The sequence below is a fragment of the Niastella yeongjuensis genome (assembly GCF_900110245.1).
In the GTDB taxonomy this organism is placed as follows: domain Bacteria; phylum Bacteroidota; class Bacteroidia; order Chitinophagales; family Chitinophagaceae; genus Niastella; species Niastella yeongjuensis.
Window position 1 is genome coordinate 141,854 of record NZ_FOCZ01000001.1, and the last position, 12,728, is coordinate 154,581.

Here is a 12,728-nt window from a genome sequence, read left to right on the forward strand (position 1 = left end):
TTCGGGCCTTACTTTAGACGTTATACACCAGAAATATTAATGATCCTTGTATTGGGGTCCACCACCTGGATCTCTACCCTTGCGGTATCCTCGGGAAAAATGCCTTCGGCCCGGGCTGGCCATTCAACCAGACAAATATCCCCGGAATACAGGCAATCCTCTACCCCGGCCCGTACAGCCTCTTCCTCATCCTTCAACCGGTACAGGTCGATATGAAAAACCCGGCCACCGGGATATTTATATTCATTTATGATGGAAAAAGTAGGGCTTCCTACCGTACTTGTTACCCCTTTTTCATCGCAAAGGGCGTGAATAAGGGTTGTTTTGCCGGCGCCCATATCGCCATAAAAGGCAATCACCTTACGCCCATCAATAAGTTCCCAAAACCGATGGGCCGTTTGTCTGATGTTGTCTAATGTAGAGTGCAGCTGCATAAAGACGCAAAGATAATGGCCATGGGGCGGAACGACAGATTTAAGTTAAAATTGCAACCGGGTGTACATAATATTCATATTATGCCGGGAATTAAGGTTATTGAGCGGTAAATTTGCAAATACACTCAACCCCATTGGATGAACATGAATAAAGTGAATTGGAAAGTAGATGGCATGACCTGTTCAAATTGTGCACTGACCGTTCAGCAATACCTCACCGGCGAAGGCCTCGAAAATGTGAAGGTAAACCTGATGGGGGGTGAAGTGAGCTTTGATCCAAACGGCAAAAATGAACAACAGATCATCAAAGGCATAGAATCACTGGGCTATACCGTTCAAAACGAAACACTGCCCGGTTCCCAAAAACGTAAACGATTATTTACCTCCCACAAACAACGCTTTTTATTCTGCCTGATCTTTACCCTGCCATTGATGCTGCACATGTTCAATAAGTGGCTGCACCTCCACTGGCTGATGGACCCCTGGCTGCAACTGGGGCTTTGTTTACCTGTTTACGTAGTGGGCATGGGCTTTTTTGGCCGCAGCGCCATAAAAAGCATTCGCAACCGCATGCCCAATATGAATGTATTGGTGGCTATTGGCGCCACTGCAGCGTTTGTATACAGCTTAACCGGCGCCCTCATGAACCTAGGGCCGCAGTATATGTTCTTTGAAACCACCGCCTCCATCATTACCCTGGTCTTCCTGGGTAATTTTTTGGAAGATGCTTCCATACAATCTACCCAACGGGCACTGAACAGCCTGGCCAAATCACAAAAAATGATGGCCAACATGATCGCCTTTGATGAAAATCACCAGGAGATCATCTTCCCAATGGAGAATACGCAACTCCGTGCCGGTGATCTGATCCTGATCAAAAGCGGGGAACAGGTTCCGGTTGATTGTAAAATATTATCAGGCGACGCTACCGTAAACGAATCCATTATCACCGGCGAAAGTTCGCCCATTCATAAAAAAGGAAAAGATAAACTGATCGGCGGCAGTATTGTCGTTGATGGCATTCTAAGGGCCCAGGTTACGGCCGAAGCAAAAGATTCGGTGCTTTCGAATATCATCAACCTGGTAAAACAGGCGCAAAGCGAAAAACCGCCGGTTCAACAACTGGCCGATAAGATCAGCGCCATATTTGTTCCGCTGGTACTGGCTATTGCGGTTGTTGCCTTTGCAGCAAACTACCTGATCCTTCATGACTTTACCATCGCCCTGATGCGCAGCATAGCCATTCTGGTAATTGCCTGCCCATGCGCCATGGGACTGGCCACACCTGCCGCTATTGCGGTTGGATTGGGCAGAGCCGCCAAAAACGGGATGCTCTTCCGCAATGCCAAAAGCCTTGAATTGTTCAGGACCATCAAACAAGTGGTTTTTGATAAAACCGGTACGCTTACCACTGGCCGGTTCGAACTGTCTGATTACCGGTTGGAGACAGACGCCATTACCGTTGAAGAATTCAAGCACATTGCTTTCTCCCTGGAGAAATACTCCAACCACCCTATAGCCCAGTGTATAACACTCAGCTGGAAACGAAAAGATGCGATCCGCTGGACTAAAATAACAGAGAAGAAAGGGATCGGTATGATGGGCACTACCGCAAACGGCGACCAATACATAGCCGGTTCGTTCGAAACCGCGATGGCATTGACCACCGACGACTCACACAATGTATATATCATCAGAAATGGGCAGTTACTGGGTTGGATAGACGTGAGGGATGAAGTACGCCCCGAAGCCATTTCTATTGTACAATATCTTCGCCACCGCAACATCCGTACTGTGTTACTGAGTGGTGACCGGCTGCCCAAATGCCGTCAGCTGGCGAATTTGCTGGGCATCGATGAAGTGATAGCAGAGAAAAAACCCGAGGAGAAAATGGCTGTCATCGAAGACCTCACGCTACAGGGCCCCACTGCCATGGTGGGCGATGGTATCAATGATGCGCCTGCGCTGGCAAAAGCCACCATTGGCATCTCATTGAGCGAAGCATCACAGATAGCCATGCAAACCGCCGATGTGGTACTGATGAACAGCGGTATTAAAAACCTGCCTCTTGCATTGGGACTTGGCCGCCATACTTTTCTTACCATCAAACAAAATCTTTTCTGGGCATTTATTTACAATATTATTGCCATCCCTGTGGCCGGGTTTGGCCTGCTCACCCCCACCTTTGGCGCATTGGTAATGGGGTTGAGCGATGTGGTGCTGGCTGCTAACTCGGTGAAGCTTTTCGTTAAGAAGGTAGCATAACCAATGAACATTCATCAGATACTAAAAGCATATTGGGGGCACTCAAATTTCCGGCCGCTTCAGGAGGAAATAATAAACGCCGTATTGAGTGGAAAAGACGCCCTCGCCCTGATGCCAACAGGTGGAGGTAAATCCCTTTGCTTTCAGGTGCCGGCAATGGCAAAGGAAGGATTGTGTTTGGTAATAAGTCCATTGATCGCTTTGATGAAAGACCAGGTAGATAACCTGAAGCGAAAAGGCATAACGGCTTTTGCCATCTATTCAGGCATGAGCCGCAAGGAAGTGATCAACATCCTGAAACTGGCAACCAGCAGCAACTGCAAATTCTTATACGTTTCACCGGAGCGGTTAGAAACCACTCTATTCCAGGAGTATCTTCCAGCCCTCGACATTAACCTAATCGCTGTAGATGAAGCCCATTGTATTTCTCAATGGGGATACGATTTCAGACCACCTTACTTACGTATTGCGGCCTTACGCGAAGAACTGCCCGGCATTCCTGTTTTGGCATTGACCGCCTCTGCAACGCCGGCAGTGCAAAAAGATATTTGCGAAAAACTGCAGTTTAAAAATCCATCGATCTTCAGCCGCTCGTTTGAACGGCCGAATTTATCATACAGTGTATTTACCGTTGATTCAAAGATCAACAAGATCACTGAGATCTTGCAGAAAGTAAACGGCAGCAGCATTGTTTATTGTAAAAGCCGTAAACGAACCAAAGAGATCAGCGATCTGCTGAACACGCATGGCATTACAGCCGATTTCTATCATGCCGGTTTACAACAGGAAGAACGGATGCGCAAACAAACGGCCTGGATCAATAACTCCATTCGTACCATCGTTTGCACCAACGCCTTCGGTATGGGCATAGACAAACCTGATGTGCGGGTAGTAGTGCATGCAGATGTGCCCGATTGCCTGGAAAATTATTACCAGGAAGCAGGCCGCGCCGGACGGGATGAAAAGAAATCATACGCCGTTTTATTATACAACAATAAGGACCTGGAGGAATTGCAACAGTTACCCGACATCCGCTTCCCAACCATCGAAAGTATTCGACAGGTATATGAAGCCCTGATGAACTACCTGCAGATCCCGGCCGGTTCGGGAGAAGGTAATTACTACAACTTCGACTTCACGGATTTTGTAAAAAAATTCAGGATAGATATTAACCTCGCCATTTATGCCATAAAAGCATTGGAGCAGGAAGGCTGGGTTTCGTATAGTGAACAGATCTTTTTACCATCACGCATTCAATTTGTAACCAATAAAAGCTGGTTGTATCAGTTTGAAACCGATAACCCCAAACTGGAACCCGTTATAAAAACGCTGCTGCGTACGTACGAAGGCATTTTTGACTTGCCGGTTAGTATCCATGAAAAAAGCATTGCGTATTTGTTGCGCCGGGAAGAAGCAGATATTATACCCGACCTGAAAAGACTACATGCCAATGCTATCATAGAATACATTCCTAAAAAGGATAGTCCGCAAATGTACCTGTTGTTGAACCGGGTAAGGCCAGAAGCCTTACGGATCAACATGGCTGCTTATGAAAAAAGAAAGCAACAGTTTATTGAACGCATCCATAAAATGATGGAATACATTCATGCAGGTAAACAATGCCGCAGTCAATTTATCGCTGCTTATTTTGGCGATGAAAAAACAAAAGCCTGCGGCATATGCGACAACTGTCTGAAACAAAAAGACCATGGTCTTACAGCCGATGAGTTTAATGCCATAACCCATTCCATATTTACCATTATTCGCCAGCAACCTGTATTGAGTGAAGTATTACCACAACAATTATCCGGTATAAAAAAAGACAAACTCTATAAAGTGCTCGACTTCTTACAAAGCGAAAACAAGATCTTTATAGATAAAGATGGGTATGTGAAACTGGCGTAAATAAAAAGTCCGGTGTGTTACCACAACCGGACCTGTATACAATTCTTCCCTTTTTATTTTTTTGGCATATGCATACCTACCTGCGACATCATGGTGTTGGGCGATTGCACGTTGTGGTGTTCTGTTATCAATCCCTCATCGTTTAGTTTGAAAATATCAACGTCCTTTACCTTATACGATTTATTGGTCGCCTTCATACCCATGAAATCACCTTTCCAGGTGCCCGTCTGATCGGCCCAAACCGCTACCCAGTCGCCATCAGCTATATACTTCACATTTTCGGCTTTGTTATCAGGAAAAGCGGTCATCCAACCGTTGATCATCTTTGCAATACTATCTCTTCCTTTAACTGGCGGCATGCTGCCATCGCCATAATCAACTACATCGGCAGTACAATACTTCAACGCGTCATTTACGTTGTGCGAATTCATGGCATCATAGCTGGCCATGACCGCCTTTTTGTTACGTTCAGATTTGCTTTCCGAAGTAGCTGTTCCTGCGGTAGTGTCGTTCATTTTGGCTTCTGTTCCTCCTTCCGCCGTTTTGTTGACGTTTGATTCACAGGCCGCAAAAAGGATGGTTGTTGCGGCAACCAATACAAGCGATTTCTTCATAATTGTTATTTTAGGTTAAAGAATAAACATCCCTGTCATGTGTAATGACGTATGGTTGGGACTTACGTAACAATAGAAGATACGGGTATGATTGCTGCAAATAAGCCTTGTTATGTCCTTCGCAATCCGGTATTCTAAAACCAGCTGCTCGTTTTTTTGCGTGATGAACTTTTGCCACCTAACCCCAGAGCACCCAATAAACTGCGGGTAATAACACTGGCGGCAGTACGTCCTATTTGTTTGGTTACGGAGCTTTCCAGTACCTTTTCCAGCGTTGATTTTTCTTCTTTCTTCGATGCTTTGGCCGGCTTATCTGCTGCCTGTTGTTCCGATTTTTGCGCGGCTTCTTCGAGTTTTGCAGCTAATATTTCACAGGCGCTTTCCCGGTCTTCGTCATTGGCGTATTTCTTCACCAGCTTCGATTGATTGACCAGGTTGTCGATTTCTGTATCAGTCAATACATCCATGCGTGAACGGGGCGGTACCAGCATCGTATGTACCAATGGGGTGGGAATACCCTTTTCGTTCAGGGCGGTGACCAGTGCCTCACCTATACCCAGTTGAGTAAGCAGGTCATCGGTTTTATAATATTCCGTTTCGGGATAGTTTTCAGCAGCCTGTTTAATGGTCTTTCTGTCGGCAGCAGTGAAAGCACGCAAGGCATGCTGCACCTTTAACCCCAGCTGACTTAAGATAGCGGCGGGAACATCCTGCGGGTTCTGCGTACAAAAGAAGATACCAACTCCTTTTGAACGAATGAGTTTTATGATGGTTTCAATTTGTTGCAATAAAGCATCGGTAGCTTCCTGAAATACCAGGTGTGCCTCATCGATAAACATCACCAGTTTGGGCTTGTCCATGTCACCGGCTTCGGGTAGCGTGGCATATAATTCAGCCAGCATTTGCAGCATAAAGGTGGAGAACAACTTGTGCCGGTTTTGCATATCGGTTACCCGCAGCACATTTATAATACCACGGCCATCATCGGCAATGCGCATGAGGTCATCAATTTCAAAAGAAGGTTCGCCAAAGAAATGATCTGCCCCCTGCTGCTGCAGTTCTATTACTTTACGTAAGATGGTACCGGTGCTGGTGGTTGCTATCTTTCCATATGCCGCCTCTATTTCTTTTTTGCCTTCATTGCTTACATATTGGATCACCTTTATAAAATCTTTCAGATCCAGCAAAGGCATTTTGTTATCGTCGCAATATTTAAAGATGAGCGATACAATGCCTTCCTGGGTATCGTTCAGGTCAAGGATCTTCGATAATAAAATGGGACCAAACTCACTTACTGTAGCACGCAGGCGAACACCTTTTTCGTTGCTCAGGGTCATCAGTTCAACAGGGAAAGCGGCAGGTTTATATTCACCGCCGATCTTTGACAGGCGTTCTTCGATGTTTTTATTTACTGTACCGGCAGCAGCAATACCACTCAGGTCGCCTTTTATATCCATCAACAATACGGGTACACTGGCATCGCTCAAAGCTTCGGCAATCAGCTGCAGGGTCTTTGTTTTTCCGGTACCGGTGGCGCCGGCGATCAGGCCATGCCGGTTCATGGTCTTTAATGGCAGAAATACATCTGTTCCTGCAAGCACTTCTTCACCCAATACAGCCGTCCCTATGCGAAATGATTCTCCTTTAAATGTATAGTTATCCTTTACCGACTGAACAAATGTATCCTTATTTGCCATATTCAAATTTTATGGCAGTAAGATACAACTTATTGAATATGAAAACAAATGGTGCGGCTCTTACATATCTTCTTCCCGTTCCAGCATCAGGATGGCACTTTGCGGAACGATATAATACTTGTCATTTTCGTACAACACTTCGGTGGCACCACTCAGCAGGAAGATGGCCAGATCGCCTTCCTTTGCCTGTAAGGGAACATACTTAACCTGTTCTTCGCTGCCTTTCCAGCTTTCTTCCTCTATTGGCATGGGAATGGCGTATCCCGGACCGGTCTTGATCACATAACCCTGCTGTACTTTTTCGCGTTCCCCTACCCCGGGCGGCAGGTATAAACCGGTTTCTGTACGTTCATTGGGTTTAGCGGGACGGATCAATACTCTGTCACCAATGACAATAAGTTTTTTGAATTTGTTATCTGTTGTCAAACGCATACGACCTTAATTAAAAGCGTAAAATTAACCAATTAACTGTTCATACTGGCTATTTACCATTCATCCGCGGCGGTCCGACTTTGCCAGGGCTTCGCCGGGCAAAGCAGGGATTATTAACAAAAAATTACGCGGATATTGCCGGTTATGGCAAATGATTTAACTTTATTTACACTATCGAACTAAATCTACATCACAATGGAAGGAAAGAAACCCAAAATTTTATTATGCGAGGACGACCAGAACTTAGGAATGGTGCTGAAGAACTATCTGGAATTAAATGATTTTGATGTGACGCTGGAACGTGACGGTCGCCTTGGACTTGCCGCATTTCAACGCGAAAGATTTGATCTGTGCTTACTTGATATAATGATGCCTCATATGGATGGATTCACCCTGGCGGAAGAGATCCGCGATGTGGACCCTGACATTCCATTATTTTTCTTAAGCGCCAAAACCATGAAGGAAGATATCATTCAGGGTTACAAACTCGGCGCCGACGATTACATTACGAAACCGTTCGATAGCGAGGTGTTGTTATTGAAAATTAAGGCCATTCTGAAAAGGAATGAAGAAGTGAATAAAGAACAGGAGAATAAAGAATACGACCTGAGCGATTATCATTTCAACCCCAAATTACGTGAGTTGAGCCACAGCGGTAAAACACAAACATTATCTCCAAAAGAGAATGAGTTGTTGAAAATGCTGTGTGAGCACATGAATGACCTGTTGCCTCGTGAGCAGGCCCTCAAAAAGATCTGGGGCAGCGATACCTATTTCAATGGCCGCAGCATGGATGTGTATATTGCCAAATTGCGCAAGTACCTGAAAGACGACGACAGCATCGAGATCGTGAACATTCACGGTAATGGATTCCGCCTGGTTGTACCAGTAGCCTAATTCATTACGCTATATAAAAAAGAAACGCCGGGTAATTTCAATGATTACTCAGCGTTTTTTTTATTGGCTTACAGCGTGTAGCTGTATTTTAATCAAACAAGGTATTCATTCCGCCAGCTCCCGGCGCCATTCTGCCCAAATGGGCATAGGCCTTATGGGTTGCCTCGCGGCCGCGGGGTGTTCGTTTTATAAATCCTTCCTGAATCAGGAAGGGTTCATACACCTCTTCCAGCGTTCCGGTTTCTTCCCCTACTGCTGTTGCAATGGTAGTAATACCCACAGGGCCACCCTTGAATTTATCGATAATAGTCAGCAGAATGCGGTTGTCCATTTCATCAAGCCCGTGTTCATCTACATTCAGGGCCTTCAACCCATGTTGGGTTATGCCCAGGTCAATAACGCCATTACCGAGTACTTGCGCAAAATCGCGCATCCGGCGCAACAGGCCATTGGCAATACGCGGTGTACCGCGGCTGCGCCGGGCAATTTCACCTGCTGCATCAGAAGTTATTTTGGTGCCGAGGATACTGGCAGAACGCGAAACGATCTTCTGCAAAGTATCGGCATTGTAGTATTCCAGACGTTGTTTAATGGCAAAGCGCGACAATAAAGGAGCCGTCAGCAAACCACTGCGGGTGGTTGCGCCCACCAGTGTAAACGGGTTCAGGGTTAACTGTATGCTGCGGGCATTGGGGCCACTGTCGATCATAATATCGATGCGGTAGTCTTCCATGGCCGCGTACAGGTATTCTTCCACCACCGTGCTCAGCCGGTGAATTTCATCAATAAACAACACATCCCGCGGCTCCAGGTTGGTAAGCAACCCTGCCAGGTCACCGGGTTTTTCAATTACCGGTCCGCTCGTTTCTTTAATGTTCACCCCCAGCTCATTGGCCACAATACGGCTCAGTGTGGTTTTACCCAAACCGGGCGGGCCATGGAACAGGATATGGTCCAGGGCTTCGCCGCGCATTTTTGCCGCCTTAATAAACACCGTAAGGTTTTCGATGATCTGCCCCTGCCCCGAAAAATCATTTATTTCCCGGGGACGGATGTTATTTTCAAACTCTTTATCCGCCGCAGTGAGCGTTTCTTTATTGTTATTTAAGTTCGGATTAGACATGCTTTGTAAAACTACGCAAATGTAAGCCAGTAAACGAGGTAATCGTAAAATTCACTAACTTAATAGGGAGCGATCATCCTGCCCTACATTTTTTACAAAAAAAACAGAATTATGAAAGTTGGCATCATTGGCTCAGGCATAGTTGGCCAAACATTGGGCACTGCTTTTTTAGCCGAAGGTTATGAAGTAATGCTGGGTACCCGTAACCCCGGCAAGGAAGAAGTAAAAAAATGGAAGGATGCAAACCCCAAAGGACAATGCGGCACCTTCGGTGTAACCGCCCAGTTTGGCGACATAGTAGTACTATCCGTTGCCGGTTCTGCAGCGGAATCGGCTATCAAACTATCAGGCACTTCACATTTCAACAATAAGATCCTGATAGATACAACCAATCCCATTGCAGCCGGCGGACCGAAAGACGGCGTGTTATCGTTCTTTACCGACCTCAACGAATCGTTAATGGAACGATTACAAAAATTAATTCCCCAGGCCAGAATAGTAAAAGCGTTTAGTAGTGCAGGTAACCCGCAAATGTATAAACCCACGGTAAAGGGCGGTCCGCCAACCATGTTCATTTGTGGCAACGACGTAAATGCCAAAAAAACCGTTACCGATATTTTAACTGCCTTTGGCTGGGAAACCGCAGATATGGGAGCTGTTACCGCCGCCCGGGCCATCGAGCCTTTGTGTATACTTTGGTGTATTCCCGGCTTTTTACATAACCAGTGGACCCATGCCTTCAAACTGCTTAAAGTTTAATGTATCTTTATCACATGAACTTCGAAGCCTTTCAACAAAGTCTGACAACCAATACACCACCAGCCAATACCAACGTGTATCTTCAATCGTTATGGCACGATGCCAAAGGTGACTGGGACCATGCACATACTTTGATCCAGGATCTGTCTGATAAATCTGCTGCCTGGATCCATGCATACCTGCATCGCAAGGAAGGCGATATCTGGAACGCCAATTACTGGTATACCAAGGCCGGCCAGCGCATGCCCGGTTATGGCCTGGAACAGGAATGGGAAGAACTGGTAAAAGCTATGTTATAACGAGGTTTCATCAACCCGTTCAATTTTACAGATGTAACAACAAGCCTGTGCATTGCGGGCATGGAGATACTCAATTTCGGAATGCAGTTCAAATATATTGGGGATCAGTTCATCCACATCATCATCCCCTACCAATTGGGTAAATACCATCAGTTGTTCTTTGCTGTAACCAATCAATGACAAAGGAAAACTTTTCTTATTGGCTTTTATTTCCGGCGGAAAGCGATACACGTCTTGATATTCCTCTACCTCTTCTTTATTGATAAAAACAGGCCCGGGTTGATTATAAGGATTGTCAACAGCAAAGGGGCTGTGACTGATCAATAGCCTGGTATCAATTCCTTTTTTGAATGGCTTTAAAGATACCCTGCATGGCCCTAAGCCGGTTGCTATTTGTTCAATAACAGCATGACCATATGCATCTTTGCCGGTATCTCTAACCTGGGCTGCATACTCCTTTGATAACGGAACAATTTTAAACTTTCGCATCGTGAATCATTTTATTGTTACACAAAATTGCGATCGTTTACAACCTGTTTCAACCCGTTTATTGCTATAAAAAAGGTTATGCTTTTATATACCTGTTCAACTGTAAAATAAGATCAGGGTCGGGACAATTGGCCAGGTATTTATCCCGTTCGGAATATTTGCAAACCCCGGGGTAGTCGCCTTCTTTCAATTCCATATCGAGAATGATCTGAAAATGCAGGTGCGGTGGCCAGTGGCCATTTTCATGCAGTTCTCCAAAATGCCCAATGGCTTGACCAATAGAAACATACTGGCCGGCTGAAAGTGTTTCAATATCGCGCAGGCTTAAATGTCCATAGAGTGTGTAAAAAGGAAAGCCATCCAGCTGATGTAATAATATTAACGTGGCCCCATAATCGCCGAATTGATCATTGAATGCCAGGCTGTGTATCATGCCACCCATAAAGGCATACACCTTGGTACCGGCCGGCCCCCAGATATCAACGCCTAAATGCAGGCGGCGTGGCTCCTCGCCAGGCTGGGCCCCATCAAACACCGGACTTATACTATAGATGGTGCGATTTTCACCATAACCACCTATGCCATACCGGGAGTTAGTGGTTTGCAATTTTTGCAAAACATAATCACTGAAAATATGTTCATCACCAAGGATCTCAGAGTTGAGACTTTTATTCTGTTGCGTAAAATCCATGGGAAGTAACTGATCTTTTCCGGGTACAAAATCTACAACCCGGTGAAATGTATATTGATATTTACGGATGATATTTTGAAAGGCAGCTGTGTTCAATGATTGAGTAATTATAATACGCTAATAATCAGGTTGCTGTTAAAACAATTAAAATTCAGACAAAAGCCCGATGGCTAATATACAACATCTCCTTAATAATCAATAAGTAATAACTACAGCAATACAAACAACTATTTAGTTTCGCCAACTTTTCAACACAAATTATAAAATGGCATAATTTCTGACTACCTACTATATTATTAAAACAATGAAGGGTATGAACACGTGGACGATTATATTTTATTTGATACTGGCAGTTTCGATAATTTCCTATACTATTCTGATGAACTATAAGAAAGACAGGAATGAGTTTATGGAAACAGGCGACCAGGAGGATGCAAAAAAAGGCAATTGATCTTTACTTTACTCCTACTCTTTGTAAATAACCAATTCCTCCTGAGGCAATAATGCATTGTAATTGACTTCAATTGTATTGAGCAATTTCTCTTCCAGTATATTTGCCATCGTTTCAAAATACAGCACCACATGCTCACGAACGTTTCGCCTGAGCCATCTAAAGCCGCCGGGTAACCGGTTCAATACTGCCCGATCTTCGAGGTATTCCAGATTATGAATATCCGTAGGCGTGAGACCGAGGTCTTGCAATTTTTTTAACAGCAAATTAATTGGTGCATCACTGACCGGGCAGGTCTCCTGGGCCAGCTCAGTCCACTCACCTATACCCGTATGGGCATAAGTAACAATCTCTTCTTTTGTAAGCGTAGTTGTAGCCTGTAATAAATGTCCGCAATTACAGGCGCCATGGTGTCCCCAGGCATAATAATTGCCATTTACCAGTCCGGCGGCCGCTTTTCGCAGGCCCTCGATCAACGCTATAGTTGCATGTGCCATATTGCTAATTTCCTAAATAAAACAGCGGAAAAAAAGATTAGTTTAACCAGATACACCGGAATTCCTGAACGTCTTCAAAAGGATTCAAAATCAGCGAAAAAGGAATTTCCAGTAAAATCGTTAAATGAAATCCTGGCCAAAATATTACCGTATCCGGGGGCGTTTTTAACATTCA

Annotated in this window: 14 protein-coding genes; 6 read left to right on the forward strand and 8 right to left on the reverse strand. The window is 45.0% G+C overall.

Going from position 1 to position 12,728, the window contains the following annotated elements; genetic code table 11:
* Positions 1 to 20 precede the first annotated feature (20 nt).
* Positions 21 to 434 (reverse strand): tRNA (adenosine(37)-N6)-threonylcarbamoyltransferase complex ATPase subunit type 1 TsaE, encoded by a 414-nt coding sequence (tsaE, locus tag BMX95_RS00660; RefSeq protein ID WP_081199595.1) that lies wholly within the window; start codon positions 432 to 434, stop codon positions 21 to 23.
* Positions 435 to 578: 144 nt separating this feature from the next.
* Between tsaE and BMX95_RS00665 the strand changes: the two genes are divergently transcribed.
* Positions 579 to 2,699, forward strand: a complete 2,121-nt coding sequence (locus BMX95_RS00665) for a heavy metal translocating P-type ATPase (protein ID WP_081199919.1) — start codon at positions 579 to 581, stop codon at positions 2,697 to 2,699.
* A gap of 3 nt (positions 2,700 to 2,702) precedes the next feature.
* The gene (locus BMX95_RS00670) at positions 2,703 to 4,604 is read left to right on the forward strand and encodes a RecQ family ATP-dependent DNA helicase (RefSeq protein WP_081199593.1); all 1,902 of its coding nucleotides are present in this window, start codon (positions 2,703 to 2,705) and stop codon (positions 4,602 to 4,604) included.
* A gap of 53 nt (positions 4,605 to 4,657) precedes the next feature.
* Here BMX95_RS00670 and BMX95_RS00675 read toward each other — a convergent pair whose 3' ends face one another.
* From BMX95_RS00675 to BMX95_RS00685, 3 genes are all read right to left on the reverse strand, one after another.
* Positions 4,658 to 5,218 (reverse strand): ester cyclase, encoded by a 561-nt coding sequence (locus BMX95_RS00675; RefSeq protein ID WP_081199591.1) that lies wholly within the window; start codon positions 5,216 to 5,218, stop codon positions 4,658 to 4,660.
* 134 nt (positions 5,219 to 5,352) lie between these two features.
* On the reverse strand, positions 5,353 to 6,915 hold the full coding sequence (locus tag BMX95_RS00680) for a helicase HerA-like domain-containing protein (protein WP_081199589.1): 1,563 nt from the start codon (positions 6,913 to 6,915) through the stop codon (positions 5,353 to 5,355).
* A 60-nt stretch (positions 6,916 to 6,975) separates the two neighbouring features.
* Entirely contained in the window at positions 6,976 to 7,347 is a 372-nt protein-coding gene (locus BMX95_RS00685) for a co-chaperone GroES (RefSeq protein WP_081199587.1), read from the reverse strand.
* Between the two features lie 195 nt (positions 7,348 to 7,542).
* Between BMX95_RS00685 and BMX95_RS00690 the strand changes: the two genes are divergently transcribed.
* On the forward strand, positions 7,543 to 8,244 hold the full coding sequence (locus BMX95_RS00690) for a response regulator transcription factor (protein ID WP_081199586.1): 702 nt from the start codon (positions 7,543 to 7,545) through the stop codon (positions 8,242 to 8,244).
* An 88-nt stretch (positions 8,245 to 8,332) separates the two neighbouring features.
* Here BMX95_RS00690 and ruvB read toward each other — a convergent pair whose 3' ends face one another.
* The gene (gene ruvB / locus BMX95_RS00695) at positions 8,333 to 9,367 is read right to left on the reverse strand and encodes a Holliday junction branch migration DNA helicase RuvB (protein ID WP_081199584.1); all 1,035 of its coding nucleotides are present in this window, start codon (positions 9,365 to 9,367) and stop codon (positions 8,333 to 8,335) included.
* A 111-nt stretch (positions 9,368 to 9,478) separates the two neighbouring features.
* Here ruvB and BMX95_RS00700 point away from each other — a divergent pair, with 111 nt between their 5' ends.
* Together BMX95_RS00700 and BMX95_RS00705 are read left to right on the forward strand one after the other, a co-directional pair.
* Positions 9,479 to 10,126 (forward strand): NADPH-dependent F420 reductase, encoded by a 648-nt coding sequence (locus BMX95_RS00700; RefSeq protein ID WP_081199582.1) that lies wholly within the window; start codon positions 9,479 to 9,481, stop codon positions 10,124 to 10,126.
* 14 nt (positions 10,127 to 10,140) lie between these two features.
* A complete protein-coding gene (locus BMX95_RS00705) occupies positions 10,141 to 10,425 on the forward strand; it encodes a hypothetical protein (RefSeq protein WP_081199917.1) in 285 nt (94 codons plus the stop codon).
* Here the strand turns inward: BMX95_RS00705 and BMX95_RS00710 are convergent.
* Complete coding sequence (locus BMX95_RS00710; RefSeq protein WP_081199579.1) at positions 10,420 to 10,914, reverse strand: DUF1203 domain-containing protein; 495 nt, start codon at positions 10,912 to 10,914, stop codon at positions 10,420 to 10,422. The two genes, BMX95_RS00705 and BMX95_RS00710, sit on opposite strands and share 6 nt — an antisense overlap.
* Before the next feature lie 76 nt (positions 10,915 to 10,990).
* Positions 10,991 to 11,701 carry a peptidoglycan DD-metalloendopeptidase family protein gene (locus BMX95_RS00715; protein WP_081199576.1) on the reverse strand — a complete coding sequence of 237 codons (711 nt, stop codon included), beginning with the start codon at positions 11,699 to 11,701 and terminating at the stop codon, positions 10,991 to 10,993.
* A 217-nt stretch (positions 11,702 to 11,918) separates the two neighbouring features.
* Between BMX95_RS00715 and BMX95_RS34785 the strand changes: the two genes are divergently transcribed.
* On the forward strand, positions 11,919 to 12,056 hold the full coding sequence (locus tag BMX95_RS34785) for a hypothetical protein (RefSeq protein WP_165758889.1): 138 nt from the start codon (positions 11,919 to 11,921) through the stop codon (positions 12,054 to 12,056).
* A gap of 14 nt (positions 12,057 to 12,070) precedes the next feature.
* Here the strand turns inward: BMX95_RS34785 and BMX95_RS00720 are convergent, their stop codons facing one another.
* On the reverse strand, positions 12,071 to 12,553 hold the full coding sequence (locus tag BMX95_RS00720; RefSeq protein ID WP_081199574.1) for a hypothetical protein: 483 nt from the start codon (positions 12,551 to 12,553) through the stop codon (positions 12,071 to 12,073).
* Between the last annotated feature and the right edge of the window lie 175 nt (positions 12,554 to 12,728).

Bases quoted from the DNA above. Each gene is read 5' to 3' on its own strand.
- BMX95_RS00670 (WP_081199593.1), top strand. From the start codon at position 2,703: ATGAACATTCATCAGATACTAAAAGCATATTGGGGGCACTCAAATTTC.
- tsaE (WP_081199595.1), bottom strand. From the start codon at position 434: ATGCAGCTGCACTCTACATTAGACAACATCAGACAAACGGCCCATCGG.
- ruvB (WP_081199584.1), bottom strand. From the start codon at position 9,367: ATGTCTAATCCGAACTTAAATAACAATAAAGAAACGCTCACTGCGGCG.
- BMX95_RS00675 (WP_081199591.1), bottom strand. From the start codon at position 5,218: ATGAAGAAATCGCTTGTATTGGTTGCCGCAACAACCATCCTTTTTGCG.
- BMX95_RS00690 (WP_081199586.1), top strand. From the start codon at position 7,543: ATGGAAGGAAAGAAACCCAAAATTTTATTATGCGAGGACGACCAGAAC.
- BMX95_RS00705 (WP_081199917.1), top strand. From the start codon at position 10,141: ATGAACTTCGAAGCCTTTCAACAAAGTCTGACAACCAATACACCACCA.
- BMX95_RS34785 (WP_165758889.1), top strand. From the start codon at position 11,919: ATGAACACGTGGACGATTATATTTTATTTGATACTGGCAGTTTCGATA.
- BMX95_RS00720 (WP_081199574.1), bottom strand. From the start codon at position 12,553: ATGGCACATGCAACTATAGCGTTGATCGAGGGCCTGCGAAAAGCGGCC.
- BMX95_RS00700 (WP_081199582.1), top strand. From the start codon at position 9,479: ATGAAAGTTGGCATCATTGGCTCAGGCATAGTTGGCCAAACATTGGGC.
- BMX95_RS00685 (WP_081199587.1), bottom strand. From the start codon at position 7,347: ATGCGTTTGACAACAGATAACAAATTCAAAAAACTTATTGTCATTGGT.
- BMX95_RS00680 (WP_081199589.1), bottom strand. From the start codon at position 6,915: ATGGCAAATAAGGATACATTTGTTCAGTCGGTAAAGGATAACTATACA.
- BMX95_RS00665 (WP_081199919.1), top strand. From the start codon at position 579: ATGAATAAAGTGAATTGGAAAGTAGATGGCATGACCTGTTCAAATTGT.
- BMX95_RS00710 (WP_081199579.1), bottom strand. From the start codon at position 10,914: ATGCGAAAGTTTAAAATTGTTCCGTTATCAAAGGAGTATGCAGCCCAG.